Origin of the sequence: Enterobacter sp. Ap-1006, assembly GCF_011752835.1 — a bacterium.
In the GTDB taxonomy this organism is placed as follows: Bacteria; Pseudomonadota; Gammaproteobacteria; order Enterobacterales; family Enterobacteriaceae; genus Cedecea.
The window spans coordinates 449,755-473,660 of sequence record NZ_VWWU01000001.1; the positions used below are offsets into that span (position 1 = coordinate 449,755).

The window sequence follows — 23,906 nt, forward strand, 5'->3', positions numbered from 1 at the left end:
ACTTCAGGCGAGCGCCCGGGCCAGCAGCGTGATCGGGTGCTCGCAGCGTTTGCTGGTCGACATTTCTATCTGCCATTTACAGGTTTCGCAGTCCGTCACCACCAGGTCTACGCCACTCTCTTCTATCTGCTGGAACAGCGGGGCGCCAATTTGCTGGGAAGTCGGGTAATTTTCCTTTTTAAACCCATAGGTCCCGGCAATGCCGCAGCACTGGGAGTCCAGCATCACCAGTTCCACGCCGGGAATGCGGCGCAACAGCTCAATGGAATAGAGCGTCCAGCCCATTTTCTCCATATGGCAAGGCGTATGGTAAGCGATACGCAGCGGCGTGTTTTTTAACGGTAGCGTTCTGCCATCCGCTTCCAGCAGTTTCCAGATATAACGCGTGGCGAGTTCAATCTGCTCGCGAACCGGGGCCGTGTCGATACCAAGAATATGCGGATATTCATCGCGCAGCGTGAAGGTACAGGTTGACGAGGTCGCAATGACCGGCAGCCCGCGCTGTATGACGGCCTCTTCCAGCGAGTTGGCGTTTACCCTTGCCTGTTTCTTTGCCTTTTCGATAAAGCCGTTGGCAATAAGCGGCACGCCGCAGCATTTTTCTCTTTGCAACAGCTGGACGCCGATGCCCATCGCGTTAAGCACTTTGACCATGTCTTTGCCGAGCTGCGGATGGTTGTAGTTCACGAAGCAGCCGTGGAAGAAAGCAACCTGCTGCGGGAAGCTGGCCTGGTGCGCGGCCTGGCGCCGATACCACTGACGAAATGTGCCGAAGGAATATTTGGGCAACTCGCGGTGGGAATCAATTTTGAGGGTTTTATCCAGCAGCTTGCGTACGGGCTTCAAACCGGTCGTGGCGTTGATCAGCGGGGCGAAAGGCGTGGAGAGCGTACCGAGTAAATCCGTATGACTGAGAACAGCATCGCGCAGCGAAGGTTTATGTTCGCCATATCTGGCCCGCGCCCGCTGGATGATATCGCCAATTTTGACTTCGGACGGGCAGGAGACTTCGCAGCGCTTGCAGTTGGTGCAGTACTTCAGCGCGTCGTCGTACAGGGAGGGATCTTTCAGGCGCAATCTTTCTCCATCGGGCCCGGCCTGTTTTGGCCCCGGATATTCCGGGCGAACGCGGCTTACCGGGCAAGCCGTGGTGCAGACCGTGCATTTAATACAGCTTTCAAAGCTGGTTTCATCAAGCAGGTTCATGGCAAGCCTCCGCGGCAACAAGGATTTGATTGGCCACACAGAGCGCCGTGAGCATCGATACGCCGGCCCCGCATCCCTGATGAATAGGATCAAAGCCCCCCAGCACTGAGCCAATAGCGTAGAGATTTTTGGTGTATTCCCCGTGATGGAACGGCTGGAAGTGGTTATTCACGGTTAGCCCAAATTGCAGCCAGGGCTGCGGGGTAAAGAAATATGTTTTGCTCCAGGCGGCTCGCTCGGCCTCGATGTTCACGTCCAGCCCGAAGATGGGCTCGATGACATGTTGCCTGGTAGCCTCCAGCCCACCGCTGAAAAAGCTGCCGCTGGCCAGGATGGCATTGCGAGTATGCAGCGGCACCTCACGATGATTTTTGGTGAACAGGGCATTGATACGCCCTTGTTCAAGCTGAGCGCCGGTTACGGTATCTCCGGGCATAATAAGCCCGCCCAGGGTCTGAAAACGGCGGCGGAGCGCATTGTGTAGCCTCATCCCAAGCACCGAAGGCGGCAGCGTTGGCAGGAGTTTTACCGGCACGCCGAGGGCTTGCTCAACGGCGGCCACCGTTCGTGCTTCCAGGTTCAGGCAAGCGGGCAGAATCATAGCCTCGCCGCTGCCCAGCAGCAGCCTGAGTTCATCCACCAGCGCCGGAAGGTTTTCCGGCTGATCCAGCACCCGGGCGATGTTCACGGCGCGAAACTCGCTTGGGTTGTTACGTAAGACATCCAGTACGGGCAGGGTGAGCTCGGCGACGTGCGCGTTACAGCCGATGGCAGACAGTGAACCCGCCACCAGCTCTGCCTGAAAATCCAGGAAACCAGCAATGTTAATTACCGTCACTTTTTGCCAGGGCAACGGCGCCTGCGGCACTTCCGGCGGGCTGAGCCAGCTGGCTCTTTGCTTGCCCAGCGGCGTGATTCTGAGGTGATTTTGGCGATGATGACCCACCAGCGGAATGCCAGCCCTGGCCAGCAGTTGCTCACTCTCTGCAGCGAGCGCCAGCGCGCGCTCTTTGCCCATCAGGCTGTAAGGATGCTGAGGCGCTTGCTCCGCCAGGTTTTCCAGCGCCGTCTCTGGCTGGTGAACGGGCGTGCCGTCCGGTAACGTTGAAAGCAAATCCAGCGAACCAGAAGAGAAGTGCAGCGCGCTTTGCCCGCGGCTGACGATGGCGCAGCGCTGGCCGCTTTCCGCCAGCTTTATGCCGGCTGTCAGCCCGGCCAGGCCGCTGCCGATGATAATTGTGTCAAATTTCATCCCTGTTCTCCGTTGTCCAGACCGCATAGCCCCTGGTAAACCCAGGCGGTAAATTCGCTTTCTCGCAGTGCATTTCCCCAGGCGACAGGGCGAACGCCCTTCCAGCGTTCGTTGAGGAAGTGAGAGAGTTGATCCAGCGATTGGGCAGGCGTAGTGAGCTGGAAGCGTTGCAGGAGACCGGCCGCCCGGCAGGCGCACAGCTCGCCCTGGCAGGTGCCCATGCCCACGCGCGTTCTGCGGCGCAAATCTCCCAGGTTTTTTACGCCGAGGGCATCAATGGCATAGCGTACTTCGCCGGTGGTGACGGCTTCGCATTCGCACACCAGGCTGTTGCTGAGTCGGCTGTTATTGAGCAGCCGCGTGGCGCGGTCGCCGTGCCGCCAGACGGCGGAACCGCGAATTGTCGGTGGCAAGGAGATAACTTTCCCCAGCGTTTGTTCTGCCGTATGTTCGGAGCCCGGCAGCGACGCCGAGGCGGTGGAGCAGGGCGTGGTATTCCCTAAACGCTCGCAAACCAGGTCCGTTGCCCACTCCGCCATCAGACGATAGGTCATCAGTTTGCCGCCGGTAATGGTGATGAAGCCGTCCATGCCGTCGCGTTTCCCGTGGTCCAGCAGCACAATTCCACGGCTGACGCTGCGCCCGGTGGGATCGTTGTCGCTGGCAACCAGAGGCCTGACGCCAGCGTAGGCCCGAAGAATACGGGTTCGGCCAAGCACCGGAGCCAGCTTTTCCCCTTCACGAATCAGCGTGTCCACTTCATCCGGTGTGACGCACATGTTGTCGATTTGGTCGTAGTCGATATGCGTGGAGGTGGTGCCAATAAGCGAAATTGTATCGCCGGGGACCAGAATATCGGCGTCTGCCGGTTTACGGCAGCGGTTGATGACCATGTTGTTGATGCGGTGCCCGAGGATCAGTAACGCCCCTTTGGCCGGGAACATTTTTACGCTTAGATCGGCGTATTCTGCGATGCGTTGCCCCCAGATGCCTGCCGCATTCACGACCATTGGCGCCCGGAACTCGCCTGCCTGTCGGGTAAGGTGGTTGAATACGCGCACGCCGCAAACGCGTGAGCCTTCACGAATCAGCCCGACGATCTCGCAGCCCGTCAGCACTTCTGCGCCGTGTTCTTTGGCATCAAGCATGTTAGCGGCGGTGAGGCGGAATGGGTCGACCGTGCCATCCGGGACACGAACCGCGCCGAGAAGCGAAGGGTTGGCTGACGGCTCCAGCCGCAATGCCTCTCGGGGATCCAACGCTTCTGCCGGAATACCGGCCCGGTGGCAGGCGGCGATAAACCCGCTTTGAAACGCCAGATCATCTTCTGGCAGGGTGATAAACAGGCCATCCGTGGGCTCGATACAGTGGCGGGCAATACGCCGCAGAATGCGGTTTTCTTCGATGCACTCTTTGGCGGATTCCCCGTCGGTGACCGCATAGCGTGAGCCGCTGTGAAGCAGGCCGTGATTGCGGCCGGTGGCACCCGTTGCGATGTCGTGCCGCTCAAGCAGCAGGACTTTCAGCCCACGGCGGGCACAGTCTCGCGCAATCCCGGCGCCGGTCGCTCCTCCGCCGATGATTATCACGTCCGTTTCTCTGCTCACATGGCGCTCCTTTATCCCCTTTTTAATTACCGTTATTCAGCCACAAAGAAAGTGTGGAATGTTTGATTGCGAGCAAATTCGAGCAATAAACGAAAATTATTAATGGGAATATGCACTATTTCGCCTTTTTGTAATAAAAATGTAACATTGTGTGCGATGTTTCACAGTAAATACGCGCCCAGATCACTACCATGCGCTCGCAAAAGAACATTTGGCAGGAGCCGTTTGCTCCCGCCGCAAATCCAGGCCACGGAGGCTCGTATGCTTAGTATCTTTAGACCTGCCGCGCACCAGGCGCGTTTGCCAAAGGAGCAGATAGACCCGACCTATCGCCGACTGCGCTGGCAAATCTTCATGGGTATCTTTTTTGGTTATGCCGCTTACTATCTGGTGAGGAAAAACTTTACCCTCGCGATGCCGTATCTGGTGGAGCAGGGCTTCTCCCGAGGCGATCTCGGTTTTGCACTTTCCGGGATTTCGATCGCTTACGGATTTTCGAAATTCATCATGGGCTCGGTCTCTGACCGCTCGAATCCGCGCGTATTTCTACCCGCAGGACTGATTCTTGCCGCCGCCGTGATGCTGTTTATGGGCTTTGTACCGTGGGCAACGTCCAGCATCGCGATTATGTTTGTGCTGCTGTTCGCCTGCGGCTGGTTCCAGGGCATGGGATGGCCGCCGTGCGGGCGCACCATGGTGCACTGGTGGTCGCAGAAGGAGCGTGGAGGCATTGTTTCCGTCTGGAACTGCGCCCATAACGTCGGGGGCGGTATTCCTCCGCTGCTGTTCCTGCTGGGGATGGCGTGGTTTAACGACTGGCATGCAGCGCTGTATATGCCCGCTTTCGCCGCCATTATTGTGGCAATCATTGCCTTCGGTTTGATGCGCGACACGCCTCAATCCTGCGGCCTGCCGCCGATTGAAGAGTACAAAAACGACTACCCGGACGATTACAGCGAGAAAGCGGAAGAAGAGCTGACGGCCAAGCAGATCTTCATGAAGTACGTCTTCCCGAACCGTCTGCTGTGGTACATCGCCATTGCCAACGTGTTTGTCTATTTGCTGCGTTACGGCATCCTGGACTGGTCGCCAACTTACCTGAAAGAAGTAAAACACTTCGCGCTGGATAAATCCTCGTGGGCCTACTTCCTTTATGAATACGCGGGTATTCCGGGCACGCTGCTGTGCGGCTGGATGTCGGACAAGGTGTTTAAAGGTAACCGCGGCGCGACAGGCGTGTTCTTCATGGTGCTGGTGACGATTGCCACCGTGGTTTACTGGCTCAACCCGCCGGGTAATCCGGGCGTGGATATGGCCTGTATGATTGTTATCGGCTTCCTGATTTACGGCCCGGTAATGCTGATTGGCCTGCATGCGCTTGAGCTTGCACCTAAGAAAGCGGCAGGGACGGCAGCGGGCTTTACCGGCCTGTTTGGTTACCTGGGCGGCTCGGTCGCGGCCAGCGCGATTGTCGGCTACACCGTGGATTTCTTCGGCTGGGACGGCGGCTTTATCGTGATGATTGGCGGCAGTATTTTGGCCGTGCTGTTGCTGATTGTGGTGATGATTGGCGAGCGCAAACACCACGATGAAAAAATGCTGAAAAACGGCTAAGGAGAGCACCATGAAACTGATGGCAAAATCTTTACTGGCGGGCGTGGTGCTGGTGGCTACCAGCAGCGTCTTCGCCCAGACCACGGACAAAATCGTGATTGCCCACCGGGGTGCCAGCGGCTATCTGCCCGAGCACACGCTGCCGGCGAAGGCGATGGCCTATGCCCAGGGCGCGGATTACCTTGAGCAAGACCTGGTGATGACCAAAGACGACAGGCTGGTGGTGCTGCATGACCACTATCTGGACAGGGTGACCGACGTCGCGAAGCGTTTCCCGGATCGGGCGCGCAAAGATGGGCGCTACTACGCCATCGACTTTACGCTGGCGGAAATCAAGTCCCTGAAGTTCACCGAGGGCTTCGATATCGTTAACGGCAAGCAGGTGCAAACTTATCCGGGGCGTTTCCCGATGGGCAAATCCGACTTCCGCGTGCACACCTTTGAAGAAGAGATCGAGTTTGTTCAGGGGCTGAACCATTCCACCGGGAAAAACATCGGTATCTATCCTGAGATAAAAGCGCCGTGGTTCCACCATCAGGAAGGCAAAGATATTGCGGCAAAAACCCTTGAGGTATTGAAGCAGTACGGCTACACCGGCAAGCAGGACAAGATCTATCTTCAGTGCTTTGACGCCGCCGAGCTGAAGCGCATTAAAAACGAGCTTGAGCCGAAGATGGGCATGAACCTTAACCTGGTGCAGCTTATCGCCTATACCGACTGGAATGAGACTCAGGAAAAACAGCCGGACGGCAAGTGGGTGAACTACAGTTACGACTGGATGTTTAAGCCTGGCGCGATGAAGCAGATTGCCCAGTATGCCGATGGCATTGGCCCCGACTACCATATGCTGGTGGAGAAGGCGTCAACCAAAGGGAACGTGAAGCTCACCGACATGGTGACCGAAGCACACGCCAGCAAATTGACCGTGCATCCTTATACGGTGAGGGCGGACGCGTTGCCGGACTACGTGAGCGATGTGAATCAGCTGTACGACGTGCTGTATAACCAGGCGGGCGTAGATGGGCTGTTTACGGACTTCCCGGATAAAGCCGTGCGGTTTCTTAATAAACCGTAGTCGTTAATAAAAAAGGCCGCATTTGCGGCCTTTTTTTACATCACTACATCTCGAGTTCGATATCTCCCCGTGCCTTACAGCAGCAGGGGAGAATTTCACCGGGCTGGATAAACGCCAGCGGCTCGGTCAGCCACTGAACTTCCCCCGCCAGCAGCTTAGTGCGGCATGAACCGCAATAGCCTTCCCGGCACTGATACTCTACGCAGACTTTGTGTGACTCCAGCGCCGCCAGTAGCGAAGGGTGTTCTTCTTCGCTCACCAACTGTGCGCCGGTAATGCTGAGCGTAATGCGGCCCATTGTTTACAGCTGGAAGTTGCTCAGATCGTCGGTATCGACTTCCGAGTCAATCTGGCCCACCAGGTAGGAGCTGACTTCCACTTCCTGCGGCGCAACCTGTACGTTGTCGGACACCAGCCACGCGTTGATCCATGGAATCGGGTTGGAGCGAGTCTGGAACGGCAGATCGAGGCCTACGGCCTGCATGCGGATGTTGGTGATGTACTCCACATACTGGCAGAGGATGTCTTTGTTCAGGCCAATCATCGAGCCGTCGCGGAACAGGTAGTCTGCCCACTCTTTTTCCTGCTGGGCGGCCAGCACGAACAGGTCGTAGCATTCCTGACGGCATTCAACGGCGATTTCCGCCATTTCCGGATCGTCTTCACCGCTGCGCATCAGGTTCAGCATATGCTGGGTGCCGGTCAGGTGCAGGGCTTCGTCACGGGCGATCAGCTTGATGATTTTGGCGTTACCTTCCATCAGCTCGCGCTCGGCGAAGGCAAAGGAACAGGCAAAGCTCACATAGAAGCGAATCGCTTCCAGGGCGTTAACGCTCATCAGGCAGAGGTACAACTGACGCTTCAGCGCACGCAGGTTCACGGTGACGGTTTTGCCGTTCACGTTGTGCGTGCCTTCGCCCAGCAGGTGCCAGTAGCTGGTCATCTCAATCAGGTCGTCATAGTAGCCAGAGATGTCTTTGGCGCGCTTGAGGATTTCCTGGTTGGTGACGATGTCGTCAAAGACAATCGCCGGATCGTTCACGATGTTGCGGATGATGTGGGTGTAAGAACGAGAGTGAATGGTCTCGCTAAACGCCCAGGTTTCAACCCAGGTTTCCAGCTCAGGAATGGAGATCAGTGGCAACAGCGCGACGTTCGGGCTGCGGCCCTGGATGGAGTCCAGCAGCGTCTGGTACTTCAGGTTGCTGATGAAGATGTGTTTCTCATGCTCCGGCAGCGCCTGGAAGTCGATGCGGTCGCGGGAGACGTCCACTTCTTCCGGGCGCCAGAAGAAGGAGAGCTGCTTTTCAATCAGCTTTTCAAAGATGTCGTATTTCTGTTGGTCGTAGCGCGCCACGTTAACCGACTGGCCAAAGAACATAGGCTCGGCGAGCTGATCGTTTTTCGTCTGTGAAAAAGTAGTGTAAGCCATGAGGTTAAATCCTGTAATACGTCGGAAAAATCCCCTCGGAAGAGGGGATTAAGCGTTAAATCTTACATGCGCCGCTTTCGCAGCCATCGTCCTGGATGGAAGGTGCCAGGTCATCCTGAGTGTCTTCCGCGCCGTCACGGGTGTTTTGATAGTACAGGGTCTTCACGCCGAATTTATAGGCGGTGAGCAGATCCTTCAGCAGCTGCTGCATTGGCACTTTGCCTGACGGGAAGCGCGTTGGGTCATAGTTGGTGTTGGCAGAGATCGACTGGTCGATAAACTTCTGCATCAGGCCAACCAGCTGCAGATAGCCATCGTTGCTCGGCATTTCCCACAGCAGCTCGTAGTTGTTTTTCAGCGCTTCATAATCCGGCACAACCTGGCGCAGGATCCCGTCTTTCGACGCTTTAATGCTGATGTGACCGCGCGGTGGCTCGATGCCGTTGGTGGCGTTGGAGATCTGCGAAGAGGTCTCAGACGGCATCAGGGCAGAAAGCGTGGAGTTGCGCAGACCGTGAGTTTGGATGGACTCACGCAGACCTTCCCAGTCCAGGTGCAGCGGTTCGTTGCTGATAGCATCCAGGTCTTTCTTGTAGGTGTCGATTGGCAGAATGCCTTTTGCGTAGGTGGTTTCGTTGAACCACGGGCAGGCACCTTGCTCTTTCGCCAGTTCGTTTGACGCTTTCAGCAGGTAGTACTGAATGGCTTCGAAAGTCTTGTGCGTCAGGTTGTTTGCGCTGCCGTCGGAGTAACGCACGCCGTGCTTCGCCAGATAATAGGCAAAGTTAATCACGCCGATACCCAAGGTACGACGGCCCATTGCGCCGCGTTTTGCCGCCAGAATTGGGTAATCCTGGTAGTCGAGCAGAGCGTCCAGTGCGCGCACAGCCAGCACAGCCATCTCTTCCAGATCGTCCAGGCTGTCAATCACGCCAAGGTTGAACGCGGACAGCGTACACAGGGCGATTTCGCCGTTTTCGTCATTGACGTCGTCCAGCGGTTTGGTCGGCAGGGCGATTTCCAGGCACAGGTTGGACTGGCGCACCGGGGCAATCGCCGGATCGAACGGGCTGTGGGTGTTGCAGTGGTCAACGTTCTGGATGTAGATGCGGCCAGTGGAGGCACGTTCCTGCATCATCAGGGAGAACAGTTCCACCGCTTTCACGCGCTGTTTACGGATGCTGTCGTCTTTCTCGTATTTGGTGTACAGGCGCTCAAACTCGTCCTGATCGGCGAAGAAAGCGTCATACAGCCCCGGCACGTCAGACGGGCTGAACAGGGTGATCTCTTCGCCCTTCAGCAGGCGGGTATACATCAGCTTGTTGATCTGTACGCCGTAGTCCATGTGGCGCACGCGGTTACCTTCCACGCCACGGTTGTTTTTTAGCACCAGCAGGCTTTCCACTTCCAGATGCCACATCGGGTAGAACAGCGTTGCAGCCCCGCCGCGCACGCCGCCTTGGGAGCAGGACTTCACCGCAGTCTGGAAGTGCTTATAGAACGGGATACAGCCGGTGTGGAACGCTTCACCGCCGCGAATCGGGCTGCCCAGCGCACGAATGCGGCCGGCGTTGATGCCGATACCTGCGCGCTGGGAAACGTATTTCACGATTGCACTGGAGGTGGCGTTGATGGAATCCAGGCTGTCGCCGCACTCGATCAGTACGCAGGAGCTGAACTGACGGGTCGGGGTGCGCACGCCAGACATGATTGGCGTAGGCAGGGAAATCTTGAAGGTGGAAACCGCGTCGTAGAAACGTTTCACGTAGCTGAGGCGGGTTTCACGCGGGTAGCCGGAGAACAGGCAGGCGGCGACCAGAATATAGAGGAACTGCGCGCTTTCGTAGATCTCACCGGAAACGCGGTTCTGCACGAGGTATTTGCCTTCGAGCTGCTTCACCGCCGCGTAAGAGAAGTTCATGTCACGCCAGTGATCGATGAAATCGTTCATCTGCTCGAACTCTTCTTCCGTGTAGTCTTCCAGCAGGTGACGATCGTATTTACCCATCTCAACCATTTTCACAACCTGATCGTAAAGCTTCGGCGGCTCAAACTGACCGTAGGCTTTTTTACGCAGGTGGAAAATTGCTAGGCGAGCGGCGAGATACTGATAATCCGGTGCGTCACGGGAGATCAGGTCAGCAGCGGCCTTGATGATGGTTTCATGAATGTCAGAGGTCTTGATGCCGTCGTAAAACTGGATATGGGAACGCAGTTCAACCTGGGAAACGGAGACGTTGTTCAGACCTTCAGCGGCCCAGTCGAGTACCCGATGAATTTTATCCAGATTGATGCGCTCTTTGCTGCCATCGCGTTTTGTAACCAGCAGACTCTGATTCATGTGAGTTTTACCTGTCCGTGAGATGAGTTTTCCCCTGATTTATACACATCTGTTAGCCTGTGACTAACTCTGTGGATAAATACTATATATAGGGGGTGGGTGACAAAATGGTCACTAGATGGTGAGTATTCTAGTAAGGAATCCGTTCAGTACAAGTATTGATTTCGTCAATAAAATGAGGTTCGGCGGAGCGCTTTTTTCGTAAGTCCACGTCACATAAGGCTTGAGGGAATTGTCAATGGGATGCAAAAAAAATGAAAATTTTGATCGGGTGCTGATTTCTTAAACTTCATCGATAATTGCGCAACGGTTCTGGCGCAATTATCGATAATCAATCCTTATACGATATGCCGATTTATGCTTCAGTATGCAGCATATAATTAACATCTACCCCTGGGCCCAGCTTGAATACGTTGGTGATTGGGTTGAAATGTAATCCGGTCATATGGCGCTCGCGCAGCGGGGTTTCATCCACCCAGCGTAAGAGTTCGGCAGGCTTGATAAACTTTTTAACATCGTGCGTGCCTTTCGGCACCATGCGCATCACATACTCAGCGCCGACGACGGCCATCAGCCAGGCTTTGCCGTTGCGGTTAATGGTAGAGAAGAAGACGTGGCCGCCGGGTTTGACTAAACGCGCGCAGGCGTGAACCACCGATTGTGGGTCAGGCACGTGCTCCAGCATTTCCATACAGGTTACGACGTCGTACTGCCCGGCGTGTTTGCTCGCGTGTTCTTCGACCGTCTCCTGGACATAGTCCACCTTAACGCCGCTTTCCAGTGCGTGAAGGCGAGCCACCTGCAGCGGTTCAAAACCCATATCCAGGCCGGTGACGTTGGCACCTTCACGAGCCATGCTTTCCGCCAGAATACCGCCGCCGCAGCCAACGTCGAGCACGGTTTTACCGAACAGCCCACCGGCGCGCTGGTTGATATAGCCCAAACGCAGCGGGTTGATGCGGTGCAGCGGCTTAAATTCACCTTCCAGATCCCACCAGCGGGAAGCGACAGCTTCAAATTTGGCGATTTCCTCGTGGTCGACGTTCTGCGTAACCGGTTGGTTTTCAGCATTCATTACAGCGGTGACTCCTTGCAGATGTTAAGGCTGGCAGTATATCAGGCTAACGGCGTGAATAAAGCGCCGACAATTGCGTTGAGGTTTCCCCACACAGGGCCGGATGTGTTATAATTTGCGACCTTTGAATCCGGGAAAACAGTAGAGGGATAGCGGTTACATGAGCGACCTTGCCAGAGAAATTACGCCGGTCAACATTGAGGAAGAGCTAAAGAGCTCGTATCTGGATTATGCGATGTCGGTTATTGTCGGCCGCGCACTGCCAGATGTCCGCGATGGACTTAAGCCGGTACACCGTCGCGTGCTTTACGCGATGAACGTATTGGGCAATGACTGGAACAAAGCATACAAAAAATCCGCCCGTGTTGTTGGTGACGTTATCGGTAAATATCACCCTCATGGTGATACCGCGGTTTATGACACCATCGTCCGTATGGCACAGCCATTTTCCCTGCGTTACATGCTGGTCGACGGCCAGGGTAACTTCGGTTCCGTAGACGGCGACTCCGCCGCGGCGATGCGTTATACGGAAATCCGTATGTCGAAAATCGCCCACGAGCTGATGGCAGACCTGGAAAAAGAGACGGTTGATTTCGTCGATAACTACGACGGCACCGAAAAAATTCCAGACGTCATGCCAACCAAAATTCCTAACCTGCTGGTAAACGGTTCATCCGGTATCGCAGTCGGGATGGCGACGAACATTCCGCCGCACAACATTACCGAAGTGATTAACGGCTGCCTCGCCTATATTGAAGACGAGAACATCAGCGTTGAAGGGCTGATGGAACACATTCCAGGCCCGGATTTCCCGACTGCCGCTATTATTAACGGCCGCCGCGGTATTGAAGAAGCGTATCGCACCGGCCGCGGTAAAATTTATATTCGCGCTCGTGCTGAAGTAGAAGCGGACGCGAAGACCGGCCGCGAGACCATTATCGTTCACGAGATTCCGTATCAGGTGAACAAAGCTCGCCTGATCGAGAAAATCGCCGAGCTGGTGAAAGACAAGCGCGTGGAAGGCATCAGCGCCCTGCGCGATGAGTCTGATAAAGACGGTATGCGCATTGTTATTGAGATTAAACGCGACGCCGTGGGCGAAGTGGTGCTCAATAACCTGTATTCCCAGACTCAGCTGCAGGTTTCCTTCGGTATCAACATGGTGGCATTGCACCATGGTCAGCCGAAGATCATGACCCTGAAAGAGATCCTGTCTGCGTTCGTGCGCCACCGCCGCGAAGTGGTGACCCGTCGTACCATCTTCGAACTGCGCAAAGCCCGCGATCGCGCGCATATCCTTGAAGGGTTGGCGATCGCTCTGGCGAATATCGACCCGATCATTGAACTTATCCGTAACTCGCCAAATGCTGCTGAAGCGAAAGCGAGCCTGGTAGCCCGTTCCTGGGACCTGGGCAACGTTTCTGCAATGCTTGAGCGTGCGGGTGACGATGCCGCGCGTCCTGAGTGGCTGGAGCCAGAGTTTGGCATCCGCGACGGTAAATATTTCCTCACCGAGCAGCAGGCTCAGGCGATTCTGGATCTGCGTCTGCAGAAACTGACCGGCCTTGAGCACGAAAAACTGCTCGACGAGTATAAAGAGCTGCTGGAGCAGATCGCTGAATTACTGCACATCCTGGGCAGCGCAGAGCGCCTGATGGAAGTGATTCGCGAAGAGCTGGAAGCGATGCGCGATCAGTTCGGCGACAACCGTCGCACCGAGATCACCGCCAACACCGCAGATATCAACATTGAAGATCTGATCAACCAGGAAGATGTGGTGGTCACCCTGTCTCACCAGGGCTATGTGAAGTATCAGCCGCTGACCGATTATGAAGCGCAGCGCCGCGGTGGCAAAGGCAAGTCGGCCGCCCGTATTAAGGAAGAAGACTTTATTGACCGTCTGCTGGTGGCCAACACCCACGATACGATCCTGCTGTTCTCCAGCCGTGGTCGCCTGTACTGGATGAAGGTTTATCAGCTGCCGGAAGCGAGCCGTGGCGCGCGTGGCCGTCCAATTGTGAACCTGCTGCCGCTTGAGCAGGACGAGCGTATCACCGCGATTCTGCCGGTGCGCGAGTACGCAGAAGGCATCAACGTGTTCATGGCGACCGCAAGCGGTACCGTGAAGAAAACAGCGCTGACCGACTTCAGCCGTCCGCGTTCTGCGGGCATCATCGCCGTTAACCTTAACGAGGGTGACGAGCTGATTGGCGTTGATTTAACCAACGGTAGCGACGAAGCCATGCTGTTCTCGGCTGCAGGTAAAGTGGTGCGCTTCAAAGAAGACGCCGTTCGTACCATGGGTCGTACCGCAACGGGCGTTCGCGGGATCAAGCTTGCCGGTGACGACAAAGTGGTGTCTCTGATCATTCCTCGCGGTGACGGCGCGATTCTGACCGTTACCCAGAATGGTTACGGTAAACGCACCGCGGCGGCCGAGTACCCAACCAAGTCACGTGCAACGCAGGGCGTTATCTCCATCAAAGTCACCGAACGTAACGGCAGCGTCGTTGGGGCGGTGCAGGTGGAAGATACCGACCAGATCATGATGATCACCGATGCCGGTACGCTGGTGCGTACCCGCGTGTCTGAAGTCAGCGTGGTCGGGCGTAACACCCAGGGCGTTATTCTCATCCGTACTGCGGAAGACGAAAGCGTTGTGGGCCTGCAGCGCGTCGCCGAACCTGTGGATGACGAAGAGCTGGACAGCATCGACGGTAGCGTGGCGGAAGGGGACGATGATATCGCGCCTGAAGCGGATACCGATGATGATGTTGCCGACGAAGCGGACGAATAATCCAGAATAGTCGTAAATAAAGGGTCGCTTTGGCGGCCCTTTTTGTTTGCCGTTGCGGGACAAAGGTTTTGCGGCTACCTTAAGCGCATCTCCGTTCACTCGCTCGCGTACTTTCAGGCCCAATTTGAAATACTTCGTCTCTTTTCGCAGCACCCTTAAAATTTCGCGCTACCTGTTCAGGGCGCTGGCGCTTCTGCTCTGGCTGCTTATCGCGCTGTTTTCCGTGTTTTACATCGTCAACGCGCTGCACGATAAAGAGTCGGAGATTCGTCAGGAGTTTAACATCAGCTTTGACCAGGCCCAGCGCTACATCCAGCGTACTTCGGACGTGGTGAAAGAGCTGAAGTACATTGCTGAAAACCGTCTCACGGCGCCCAATGGCGTGCTTCCTCCGCTCGATCAAAGCGCGGATAAAACCGAGGCGCCAACGTTTATGCCGCTTTTCCCGGACTCTGACTGTTCGGCAGTGAGCGTGACCTGGCGAAGCTCGCTGCAGTCTCTCTCCTGGTTCCTGCGCTACTGGCGCGATAACTTCTCCGCGGCGTACGACCTCAACCGGGTGTTCCTGATTGGCGGCGATAATCTCTGCATGGCAGATTTTGGGCTGCGTGATATGCCGCTGGAACGGGAAAACGCGCTGAAAACGCTGCATGAACGCATCATGAAGTATCGTACCGCGCCGCAGGATGAACGGGCGAACAGCATTTACTGGATTGGGCAGGGGCCGCGCCCCGGCATTGGCTATTTCTACACGCTGACGCCGGTCTATCTGGCGAACCGCCTCCAGGCGCTGCTGGGGATTGAGCAAACGGTGCGTATGGAGAACTTCCTGACGCCGGGCACGCTGCCTATTGGCGTCACTATCCTGGATGAAAATGGTCACCCGCTGATATCGCTGACCGGCCCGGAATCGCGTATTGAGCCAGAAAGTCGCTGGATTCAGGATCGTTCCTGGTTCGGCTATACCTCTGGCTTTAAGGCGCTGGTACTAAAGAAAAACCTGCCTCCGTCCTCACTGAGCGTGATTTACTCTGTGCCTGTCGATTTGGTGCTGGAAAGCATCAGAATGCTTATCCTCAATGCGGTTTTACTCAACGTCCTGGTAGGCATTGTGCTGTTTACCCTGGCGCGAATGTATGAGCGCCGGATCTTTATTCCGGCCGAGAGCGATGCCCAGCGGCTGGAGGAGCACGAGCAGTTCAACCGGAAGATCGTCGCGTCTGCACCCGTGGGTATCTGTATTTTGCGCACCCAGGACGGCACTAATATTCTGAGTAACGAACTGGCGCACAATTACCTCAATATGCTGACGCACGAGGACAGGCAGCGGTTGACGCAGATTATTTGTGGGCAGCAGGTCAACTTTGTCGATGTCATGACCAGCAACCACACCAATCTGCAGATCAGCTTTGTGCATTCGCGCTACCGCAATGAGAACGTGGCGATTTGCGTGTTGGTTGACGTCAGCGCTCGCGTGAAGATGGAGGAGTCCCTGCAGGAGATGGCTCAGGCCTCGGAGCAGGCGAGCCAGTCTAAATCTATGTTCCTCGCCACTGTCAGCCATGAACTGCGTACGCCGCTGTATGGCATCATCGGTAACCTGGATCTCCTGCAGACCAAAGAGCTGCCGAAGGGCGTGGACAGGCTGGTCACGGCGATGAACAACTCATCCAGCCTGCTGCTGAAAATCATCAGCGACATTCTCGACTTCTCGAAAATCGAGTCAGAGCAGTTGAAGATTGAGCCGCGCGAGTTTTCTCCGCGCGAGGTGATGAGCCACATTACCGCCAACTATCTGCCGCTGGTGGTCCGCAAGCAGCTGGGGCTGTACTGCTTTATCGACGATGATGTACCGCTCACGCTGCAGGGTGACCCTATGCGCTTGCAGCAGGTTATCTCCAACTTACTGAGTAATGCGATTAAGTTTACCGATATCGGCTGTATTATCCTGCATGTTTCTATCAACGGCGATTACCTGAGCTTCCGGGTGCGCGACACCGGGGTAGGGATCCCGACCAAAGAAGTGACCCGGCTTTTTGACCCGTTCTTCCAGGTGGGGACCGGAGTGCAGCGTAATTTCCAGGGAACCGGGCTGGGGCTGGCGATTTGCGAAAAGCTAATCAGCATGATGGATGGCGATATTTCGGTGGATACCGAGTCGGGAATGGGCAGCCAGTTTACGGTGCGTATCCCGCTGTATAAAGCGCAGTTTGCGCCGAAGAATAATGTTGAAGGGCTTGCGGAAAAACGCTGCTGGCTGGCAATTCGCAATGATTATCTCAGCAGTTACCTGGAATCTTTGCTGATCAAAAACGGACTACAGGCGCAATCCTGGTCGGGTGAAACGCCGGGCAGCGACGATATCCTGATTACCGATGATAATCTGGTGGCGCCGTGGGGCGGCCGGGCGGCAATTGTCTTCTGCCGCCGCCATATCGGTATTCCCGTTGAATTTGAACCTGGCCGTTGGGTGCACAGCGTCGCAGCGCCGCACGAGTTGCTGCCGCTGCTGGGGAGGATTTACAGCATTACCGTGGATGTGCCTGGCAGTTCTCCGGCACTGACGGCGGCCAGTGAGATAAGCGAGCGAAACGATGACATGATGATCCTGGTGGTGGATGACCATCCGATCAACCGTCGCTTGCTGGCCGATCAGCTCGGATCGCTTGGCTATCAGTGCAAAACGGCGAATGACGGGATTGATGCGCTGAACGTGCTCAGCAAAAATCATATCGATATCGTACTCAGTGACGTCAACATGCCGAACATGGACGGCTATCGCCTGACGCAGCGCATTCGCCAACTGGGGCTGACGCTGCCGGTCATCGGCGTGACGGCAAACGCGCTGGCGGAAGAGAAGCAGCGCTGTCTGGAATCGGGTATGGACAGCTGCTTGTCTAAACCGGTCACGCTGGATGTGATTAAACAGACGCTGGCGGTTTATGCTGCCCGAGTGCGAAGTACACGCGATGCCTCGTAAACTAAGCTCATAAAAAAGCCCCGCATTTTCATGCGGGGCTTTTTCTTGGTGGCCGTGGCGGAGATTACTCTTTGTCCGCCGGCGTCAGGCTCACTGAGGAAAGGTAATTCAGCAGGGCAATGTCGTTCTCGACGCCCAGCTTCATCATCGCTGATTTCTTTTGGCTACTGATAGTTTTGATGCTGCGGTTCAGCTTACGGGCTATCTCGGTCACCAGGAAACCTTCGGCGAACAGGCGGAGAACTTCGCTTTCTTTCGGCGACAGGCGCTTATCGCCATAGCCACCTGCGCTGATTTTTTCCAGCAGGCGGGAAACGCTCTCAGGGGTGAATTTCTTGCCCTTCTGCAACGCGGCGAGCGCTTTTGGCAGATCGGTTGGCGCACCCTGTTTCAGCACAATCCCCTCAATGTCGAGATCCAACACCGCGCTTAGGATTGCCGGGTTGTTGTTCATGGTTAGCACGATGATCGACAGGTTAGGGAAGTGGCGCTTGATGTATTTGATCAGTGTGATGCCGTCGCCGTATTTATCGCCTGGCATGGACAGATCGGTTATCAGTACGTTGGCTTCAAGCTTTGGTAAATTATTGATCAGTGCCGTGGAGTCTTCGAATTCACCGACAACATTCACCCATTCGATCTGCTCAAGAGATTTGCGAATGCCGAACAGAACAATCGGATGGTCGTCAGCAATAATTACGTTCATGTTGTTCATGTAATAGGCTACCTTGCTACAGCAGACTTTTGACGTAAGCATCAATGTCGCTGATATATTTTTGTATGTTTGAAGCATCACTTTCACGAATGTGGTGCTCCAAGGTTTCACATAACTGTTTGCCGGGCACCAGATTCAGCATCGCAAACACGCCCTTCAGGCGGTGCGCAGTCTGCGCCAGAGCGGCAAAGTCGCCCGCTGCAGATTCAGTATACAGTCTGGTGACATCTTCCGGTACCGTGTCGACAAACAGCGCGTAATAACCGCTGGCGTGCAGCTGAGCGTTTTCGTCGCCGCCCAGAGGCGAATCGGGTGTGTCTTCCTCCGCCAGTTGGTTTTCAATCAGCTGCAGAACGGCGTCCTGCATCGCATTGCTGATATTAAAGTTTACCCGGAACTGGCCAGGTGCAATCTTCCGCATCCCGTTTTCATCATCGCTTAAAAGCAAGCCCGAAGCAGTAAGATTAGACGGATTATCAGTGAGGAAGATATCAAAGTCTTGACTCGCGAGTCTTTCGTCCGGGGAAATGCAGTTCGCGCCCCAGTTTTCCAGCATGCGGGTCACAATCGTTCGGACCTCGTTGGAGGTAATATCCAGCATCGCCACAACGTCATCCAGCAGTCTCTCATCCCGAGAATCAGCCTGTGACTCTGCGGCCATCCTGATATGTAAATTATAGCGTGTGCCGATGTCCGGGCGCGTTTTGATGTTCAGATGCCCGCCGAGCTTACGAGCAAGGCGATCGCAAAGGTAGAAAGCCAGCCCGTTGGCCTGCCCATAGCGGTCTTCGCTGGTTTCGTTGAGGAACGGGAAGTGCAGGTTATCAATTTCACCGCCGCCGATACCGTTACCGGTATCCAGGACGCGGAACAAGAGGCGATCTGGCCCGGCTTCTTCCTCGCTAATATCAAGCGTGATCTTGCCAATCTGCGTAGTGGTCACGGAATAGTGCAGCAGCAGCTCAAGGATTTTGCGCAGCACGTCTTTGTCGCCGTGGCGTTTTTCATCGGCCGGCAGGTTATTGTTGATGAGCAACTGCAGCCCTTTACGCTTGATAATCGGCAGCATCGACAGGGCAACTTCATCAATCAGGGACTGAATAGAAAACTCGCTGACGCTGGTTTTCCAGCTGTCGGCTTCCAGCATGTTGAGAAGCTGGATCTCATCGACCAGACGGACAATGACCTGGGCATCATTTGCCAGCTGCAGATGTTTGCTGTCGTTAATTTCTGCGGCATGTTCCGCCAGTTGCTTAACCGGAAGCTGCAGGGCTTCGCCGATATGCTGCATGAAGGCAGCCCGGCCCTGCTGGTTTTTCTCATACAGACGCTGGGCCTGTTTGAGTTTTTTGTTCACCAGAATTTCGCGATCCTGATCGCGGATCACAAAAATCTGCGTGCGCGGGGCTATCTGGCTGCGGAACTGGCGAATCTCATACAGCTCGTTGTTGACCGTGGCCTGAATGACCCCCTGATGCTGGTCCGCCATCGAAATAATATTTTGCAAATTCAGGTGGGGGAGCAGGTGATCGGCAATTTTATTGCTGATCACGGTACGGTTCGCGTCGAGATCGTGAACCAGCAGGCCAAGGGGCAGGATCGCGACAATCTCTTCATTTAGCGCACGCAGTATTTGCAGCTCGCCATTCCCCGAATTGCTTTCCGACTGCCGCTGAGGCTGCTGGCGGAAGGTTGCAAAGCCAAAAACGGCCAGACCGAGCAGCGCGATGTTCAGCAACAGCGGCAGAAGAATATTTTGCAGCGTGTCCATCATCAGCGTCCCAAACGGGACTTGCCACACCAGCTGGAGCTGCGTCGTCGCTACCGGAGCCGTAATTTCAATTCGTGCACTATTAAAGTTAATGCTGACGCTGTCCGGATCGTCTTTATCCGTTGAAGTTGTCGCGGCTGTCCGCTGGCGTTCGTCAGGATCCAACTGGAAGCTGTCCAGGGACATAGTGGGCGGGATAAGATCGTTAATCGGCAGATCGAATGCGACCACGGTTGCCAGATGCCCAGGCTGGTTAAAGGTGGTTCTCAGCGTGAAATAATGGCCGTTTTGCCAGTTAAGTTTGCGCAAAGGCGAGAAGCTTTCCCGCTCATCGAGGGCATTAGCCTGCTGCAGCATCTCCGCGCGGCGTGAATCCACGATGGTGCCGACGCCGGAGTCTTTAAAACCAGATGACAGGTCCTTGAGCGGCAGCGTTGAGACCAGAATCATGCTGTTGTCCTGGCCATTAAGGTAGTACATCGACCATGGGCTACTTTCCGCTCCCCACAGCGTGTCCAGGTAGCCGGATATCCGCTGCGTCATTTCCAGCGTGGAGCTGTCATGGGAGCCAAAAATCAGCGCCTCGGTTTTGCTTCGCGGTTTATCGAGGTAATAGACGTCCTGACGCAGCCGGGTTTCCTGGAGATTTTCGCCAGAGGCTGCCGGGGCAGTCGCGATGTTGTCATAGATTTGCCACGTAGCGTAACGATAGGTCTCTACACGTTTATGCAAAGCATGGGTGATATCGACAATCTGGTAGCTTTTGTCCTTTAGCCAGGCATTAACGGCGCTTTGCACCAGGACGCCCATCGAGACCAGCAGAACGACGATCAGCAGCAAAAAGAAGCGGGTAATGTTGCCGGGGAACAGTGAAAACTTATTTAGCGGCGTATTTTCAGACTGGCTCATTGTATGTATGCAACCCGGCGAAGCCTCGCCAATCCTGGATGATAGGTAGCCCAACTGCTTGAGTGAGCCGTTTCGCCTTAGCGTTTTAGCGCTTGCAGATGCTAAGAATACCTTTATATGACGGTGCCGTCAGCAATCTGACGCAGTATAAGGTGTTCTCTGTTTTTTTTCAGGTGACTGATTATTAGGAAAAATCCTTAAATAATGATTTACCTTAAGTCTTGTCGGTAATTTGTACAGCTGAGGAATGTTTGTACAAATATTGTCAGGGATGTGTTATGCGTGGAAAATAAAATTGCTTAAGAAAAATCCGCATTCTGCATGAAATATGGAGAAAAAAAGCAGACTGATTAATTAACAGACGTTACAAATTGCATGGATAGCACAGGAATATTAAAGTTGTGTAAAGACAGGTAAAAAAAAAACCGGATGCAAGCATCCGGTACTAATAGGGGTAAATGGACATTCAGATTCGAATGACGGTAATAAATAAAGTTAATGATGATAGCGATAATGATTTTATCGCCTAAGTTAATAAAAAAATTATCATTGAGTGCTACTTTTATGTTTTTTGTTTAACTGATTGATTTAATTGATATGTTATTATTTTTTGATTATTGATGCTTATATTTTTAGCTATTCGTGCTAAAAAAAGTTCCCTCCAATTTACATTTAGATACATCTATATTGATAAATGAAACATCTATATAGTTTTCGTATCATATTCTCGTTGGATTATTCAGTATTTGTTTTGGACAATGAATTTGCCGACTGATTAGAGGGTTAATCAGTACGCAGTGGTAAATAAAATAAGGCATATAACAGAGGGTTAATAAGATGAAAGTTAAAGCACTGTCCCTTCTGGTACCGGCTCTGCTGGTAGCAGGCGCTGCAAATGCAGCCGAAATTTACAACAAAGACGGCAATAAATTAGACCTGTACGGTAAAGTTGATGGTCTGCACTATTTCTCCAACAACAAAAGTGTTGATGGCGACCAGACCTACGTTCGTTTCGGCTTCAAAGGCGAAACTCAGATCAACGATCAGCTGACCGGTTACGGCCAGTGGGAATACAACGTTCAGGCGAACAACACTGAAAACTCTAGCAACCAATCCTGGACTCGTCTGGGCTTTGCCGGTCTGAAGTTCGGTGATGCAGGTTCTTTCGACTACGGTCGTAACTACGGCGTTGTTTACGATGTCACTTCCTGGACTGACGTTCTGCCAGAATTTGGTGGCGATACTTACGGTGCAGATAACTTCCTGCAGTCTCGTGCTAACGGCGTGGCAACCTACCGTAACACTGACTTCTTCGGTCTGGTTGATGGCCTGAACTTTGCTCTGCAATACCAGGGTAAAAACGGTAGCCAGTCTGGCGAAGCTAAATCCGAAGGCGGTCGTGGTATTGTAAACCAAAACGGTGACGGCTTCGGCGGCTCCCTGACCTATGCACTGGGCGAAGGCTTCAGCGTTGGTTCAGCGATCTCCAGCTCTAAACGTACTGCCGATCAGAACGCTGCCGGCGTGCTGGGTCACGGTGATGACGCAACCACCTACACCGGTGGTCTGAAATACGACGCGAACAACATCTATCTGGCAACACAGTACACTCAGAGCTATAACGCTACTGCTATCAACAAATCTGGCTTTGCAAACAAAGCACAGAACTTTGAAGTGGTTGCTCAGTACCAGTTCGATTTCGGCCTGCGTCCATCCATCGCTTACCTGCAGTCTAAAGGTAAAAACATCGAAGGTTACGGCAGCCAGGATATCCTGAAATACGTTGATGTGGGTGCGACTTACTACTTCAACAAAAACATGTCCACCTATGTTGACTACAAAATCAACCTGCTGGACAAAAATGACTTCACTCAGGCAACCGGCATCAATACCGATGACGTTGTGGGTGTAGGCCTGGTTTACCAGTTCTAATTTAGCTCAAGCTAACAAAGGCGCCGTAAGGCGCCTTTTTTATGTCTCAAACCTCAATGGTTCGCCGCTTGCTCCCTCTCCTGGCTGTTTTTGCTGTACCCTTACGCTCCCGAAACTGGAGACTGACACCATGGATTTACGCATTATTCGTCACGGCTGGCTTGCCTTAGCTCTTTTCGCTCTCTCAGGTTGTGATAATGCTCCACCTGACGCCACAAAGGCTCTGGTACTCGAAGGTAAAACCATGGGAACTTACTGGCGCGTTAGCCTGGCGGATGTCGATGATGCGCAGAAAGCCTCACTGCAGAAAAAAATTCAGGATCAGCTGGATGCCGACGATCGGCTGATGTCGACCTGGAAAAAAGACTCGGCGCTTTCCCTTTTTAACCAGTCCGCCAGCACTGAGCCGTATCCGGTGAGTGAGGCGATGAGTGATATTGTCACGATGTCGCTGCGCATCGGTGCGAAAACCGATGGGGCGATGGACATTACAGTCGGGCCTTTGGTCAATCTGTGGGGCTTCGGGCCCGATAAACAGCCGTTGCACACGCCGAATCAGGCACAAATTGATGTCGCCAAAGCCTTAACCGGTTTGCAGCACCTGAAGGTGGTGAATGCTGCCGGTAAGCAATGGCTGCAAAAAGATCTTCCCGGCCTGTATGTCGACCTGTCGACCATCGGGGAGGGTTACGCCGCCGACCATCTGGCCCGCCTGATGGAGCAAAATGGCATTAGCCGCTATCTTGTTTCTGTCGGAGGCGCGGTCACCACTCGCGGCACTAATCCGGCGGGAAAAGCCTGGCGGGTAGCTATTCAGAAACCGACCGATCGGGAAAATGCCGTGCAGGCAATGGTGGATATCAACGGCCACGGGATCAGTACCTCAGGCAGTTACCGCAACTATTACGAGCTGGACGGCAAGCGTATTTCCCACATCATTAACCCACAGACCGGGCGGCCCATTGAACATAAATTAGTTTCCGCTACCGTCATTGCACCAACGGCGATGGAAGCAGATGGCTGGGATACGGGGTTGATGGTCCTGGGGGAAGAAAAAGCCAAACAGGTTGCGGAGAAAGAAGGCCTGGCCGTTTACCTTATCAGCAAAGAAGGGGACGGATTCCGGAGCTGGATGTCGCCTCAGTTCAAAACCTTCTTGCTTGACGAAAAAAATTAAAAAGCAAGAACCCGAGTTTTTCA

15 protein-coding genes are annotated in these 23,906 nt (G+C 54.3%); 6 read left to right on the top strand and 9 right to left on the bottom strand.

What is annotated here, in order from left to right; all coding sequences use genetic code 11:
• Window positions 1-3: 3 nt before the first annotated feature.
• The 3 genes from glpC to glpA are packed head-to-tail and all read right to left on the bottom strand — an operon-like array spanning window position 4 to window position 4,065.
• The gene (gene glpC / locus F3J28_RS02120) at window positions 4-1,206 is read right to left on the bottom strand and encodes an anaerobic glycerol-3-phosphate dehydrogenase subunit GlpC (RefSeq protein WP_166872234.1); all 1,203 of its coding nucleotides are present in this window, start codon (window positions 1,204-1,206) and stop codon (window positions 4-6) included.
• Window positions 1,193-2,458: a glycerol-3-phosphate dehydrogenase subunit GlpB gene (gene glpB / locus F3J28_RS02125; RefSeq protein ID WP_166872236.1), complete on the bottom strand. Its 1,266-nt coding sequence runs from the start codon at window positions 2,456-2,458 to the stop codon at window positions 1,193-1,195. The genes glpC and glpB overlap by 14 nt, the downstream gene beginning before the upstream one ends.
• On the bottom strand, window positions 2,455-4,065 hold the full coding sequence (glpA, locus tag F3J28_RS02130; protein WP_166872238.1) for an anaerobic glycerol-3-phosphate dehydrogenase subunit A: 1,611 nt from the start codon (window positions 4,063-4,065) through the stop codon (window positions 2,455-2,457). The genes glpB and glpA overlap by 4 nt, the downstream gene beginning before the upstream one ends.
• 261 nt (window positions 4,066-4,326) lie before the next feature.
• Here glpA and glpT point away from each other — a divergent pair, with 261 nt between their 5' ends.
• Both glpT and glpQ read left to right on the top strand, forming a co-directional pair.
• Window positions 4,327-5,679 carry a glycerol-3-phosphate transporter gene (gene glpT, locus F3J28_RS02135; protein ID WP_039297062.1) on the top strand — a complete coding sequence of 451 codons (1,353 nt, stop codon included), beginning with the start codon at window positions 4,327-4,329 and terminating at the stop codon, window positions 5,677-5,679.
• A 10-nt stretch (window positions 5,680-5,689) separates the two neighbouring features.
• A complete protein-coding gene (gene glpQ, locus F3J28_RS02140; protein ID WP_166872241.1) occupies window positions 5,690-6,754 on the top strand; it encodes a glycerophosphodiester phosphodiesterase in 1,065 nt (354 codons plus the stop codon).
• Window positions 6,755-6,797: 43 nt separating this feature from the next.
• Here glpQ and yfaE read toward each other — a convergent pair whose 3' ends face one another.
• The 4 genes from yfaE to ubiG form a co-directional block, all read right to left on the bottom strand.
• Complete coding sequence (yfaE, locus tag F3J28_RS02145) at window positions 6,798-7,052, bottom strand: class I ribonucleotide reductase maintenance protein YfaE (RefSeq protein ID WP_166872244.1); 255 nt, start codon at window positions 7,050-7,052, stop codon at window positions 6,798-6,800.
• A gap of 3 nt (window positions 7,053-7,055) precedes the next feature.
• Window positions 7,056-8,186: a class Ia ribonucleoside-diphosphate reductase subunit beta gene (nrdB, locus tag F3J28_RS02150; protein ID WP_008459840.1), complete on the bottom strand. Its 1,131-nt coding sequence runs from the start codon at window positions 8,184-8,186 to the stop codon at window positions 7,056-7,058.
• 55 nt (window positions 8,187-8,241) lie between these two features.
• On the bottom strand, window positions 8,242-10,527 hold the full coding sequence (gene nrdA, locus F3J28_RS02155) for a class 1a ribonucleoside-diphosphate reductase subunit alpha (RefSeq protein WP_166872247.1): 2,286 nt from the start codon (window positions 10,525-10,527) through the stop codon (window positions 8,242-8,244).
• 355 nt (window positions 10,528-10,882) lie between these two features.
• A complete protein-coding gene (gene ubiG / locus F3J28_RS02160) occupies window positions 10,883-11,602 on the bottom strand; it encodes a bifunctional 2-polyprenyl-6-hydroxyphenol methylase/3-demethylubiquinol 3-O-methyltransferase UbiG (protein WP_166872251.1) in 720 nt (239 codons plus the stop codon).
• A 160-nt stretch (window positions 11,603-11,762) separates the two neighbouring features.
• On the opposite strand from ubiG, the gene gyrA reads away from it, so the two are divergent.
• Both gyrA and rcsC read left to right on the top strand, forming a co-directional pair.
• On the top strand, window positions 11,763-14,399 hold the full coding sequence (gene gyrA, locus F3J28_RS02165; RefSeq protein ID WP_008459847.1) for a DNA topoisomerase (ATP-hydrolyzing) subunit A: 2,637 nt from the start codon (window positions 11,763-11,765) through the stop codon (window positions 14,397-14,399).
• Window positions 14,400-14,523: 124 nt separating this feature from the next.
• Complete coding sequence (rcsC, locus tag F3J28_RS02170) at window positions 14,524-17,379, top strand: two-component system sensor histidine kinase RcsC (protein ID WP_166872254.1); 2,856 nt, start codon at window positions 14,524-14,526, stop codon at window positions 17,377-17,379.
• Between the two features lie 64 nt (window positions 17,380-17,443).
• On the opposite strand, the gene rcsB is transcribed toward rcsC, so the two are convergent.
• Both rcsB and rcsD read right to left on the bottom strand, forming a co-directional pair.
• Entirely contained in the window at window positions 17,444-18,094 is a 651-nt protein-coding gene (gene rcsB, locus F3J28_RS02175) for a response regulator transcription factor RcsB (protein WP_008459849.1), read from the bottom strand.
• A 16-nt stretch (window positions 18,095-18,110) separates the two neighbouring features.
• Window positions 18,111-20,774: a phosphotransferase RcsD gene (gene rcsD / locus F3J28_RS02180; RefSeq protein ID WP_166872257.1), complete on the bottom strand. Its 2,664-nt coding sequence runs from the start codon at window positions 20,772-20,774 to the stop codon at window positions 18,111-18,113.
• A gap of 837 nt (window positions 20,775-21,611) precedes the next feature.
• Between rcsD and F3J28_RS02185 the strand changes: the two genes are divergently transcribed.
• The gene (locus F3J28_RS02185) at window positions 21,612-22,706 is read left to right on the top strand and encodes a porin OmpC (protein WP_166872260.1); all 1,095 of its coding nucleotides are present in this window, start codon (window positions 21,612-21,614) and stop codon (window positions 22,704-22,706) included.
• A gap of 130 nt (window positions 22,707-22,836) precedes the next feature.
• Window positions 22,837-23,883, top strand: a complete 1,047-nt coding sequence (gene apbE / locus F3J28_RS02190) for an FAD:protein FMN transferase ApbE (RefSeq protein WP_166872263.1) — start codon at window positions 22,837-22,839, stop codon at window positions 23,881-23,883.
• Window positions 23,884-23,906: the final 23 nt, after the last annotated feature.

Coding starts and splice junctions, on each gene's coding strand:
- glpC (WP_166872234.1), bottom strand. CDS start 1,206: ATGAACCTGCTTGATGAAACCAGCTTTGAAAGCTGTATTAAATGCACG.
- glpB (WP_166872236.1), bottom strand. CDS start 2,458: ATGAAATTTGACACAATTATCATCGGCAGCGGCCTGGCCGGGCTGACA.
- glpT (WP_039297062.1), top strand. CDS start 4,327: ATGCTTAGTATCTTTAGACCTGCCGCGCACCAGGCGCGTTTGCCAAAG.
- glpQ (WP_166872241.1), top strand. CDS start 5,690: ATGAAACTGATGGCAAAATCTTTACTGGCGGGCGTGGTGCTGGTGGCT.
- yfaE (WP_166872244.1), bottom strand. CDS start 7,052: ATGGGCCGCATTACGCTCAGCATTACCGGCGCACAGTTGGTGAGCGAA.
- nrdB (WP_008459840.1), bottom strand. CDS start 8,186: ATGGCTTACACTACTTTTTCACAGACGAAAAACGATCAGCTCGCCGAG.
- nrdA (WP_166872247.1), bottom strand. CDS start 10,527: ATGAATCAGAGTCTGCTGGTTACAAAACGCGATGGCAGCAAAGAGCGC.
- ubiG (WP_166872251.1), bottom strand. CDS start 11,602: ATGAATGCTGAAAACCAACCGGTTACGCAGAACGTCGACCACGAGGAA.
- gyrA (WP_008459847.1), top strand. CDS start 11,763: ATGAGCGACCTTGCCAGAGAAATTACGCCGGTCAACATTGAGGAAGAG.
- rcsB (WP_008459849.1), bottom strand. CDS start 18,094: ATGAACAACATGAACGTAATTATTGCTGACGACCATCCGATTGTTCTG.
- rcsD (WP_166872257.1), bottom strand. CDS start 20,774: ATGAGCCAGTCTGAAAATACGCCGCTAAATAAGTTTTCACTGTTCCCC.
- F3J28_RS02185 (WP_166872260.1), top strand. CDS start 21,612: ATGAAAGTTAAAGCACTGTCCCTTCTGGTACCGGCTCTGCTGGTAGCA.
- apbE (WP_166872263.1), top strand. CDS start 22,837: ATGGATTTACGCATTATTCGTCACGGCTGGCTTGCCTTAGCTCTTTTC.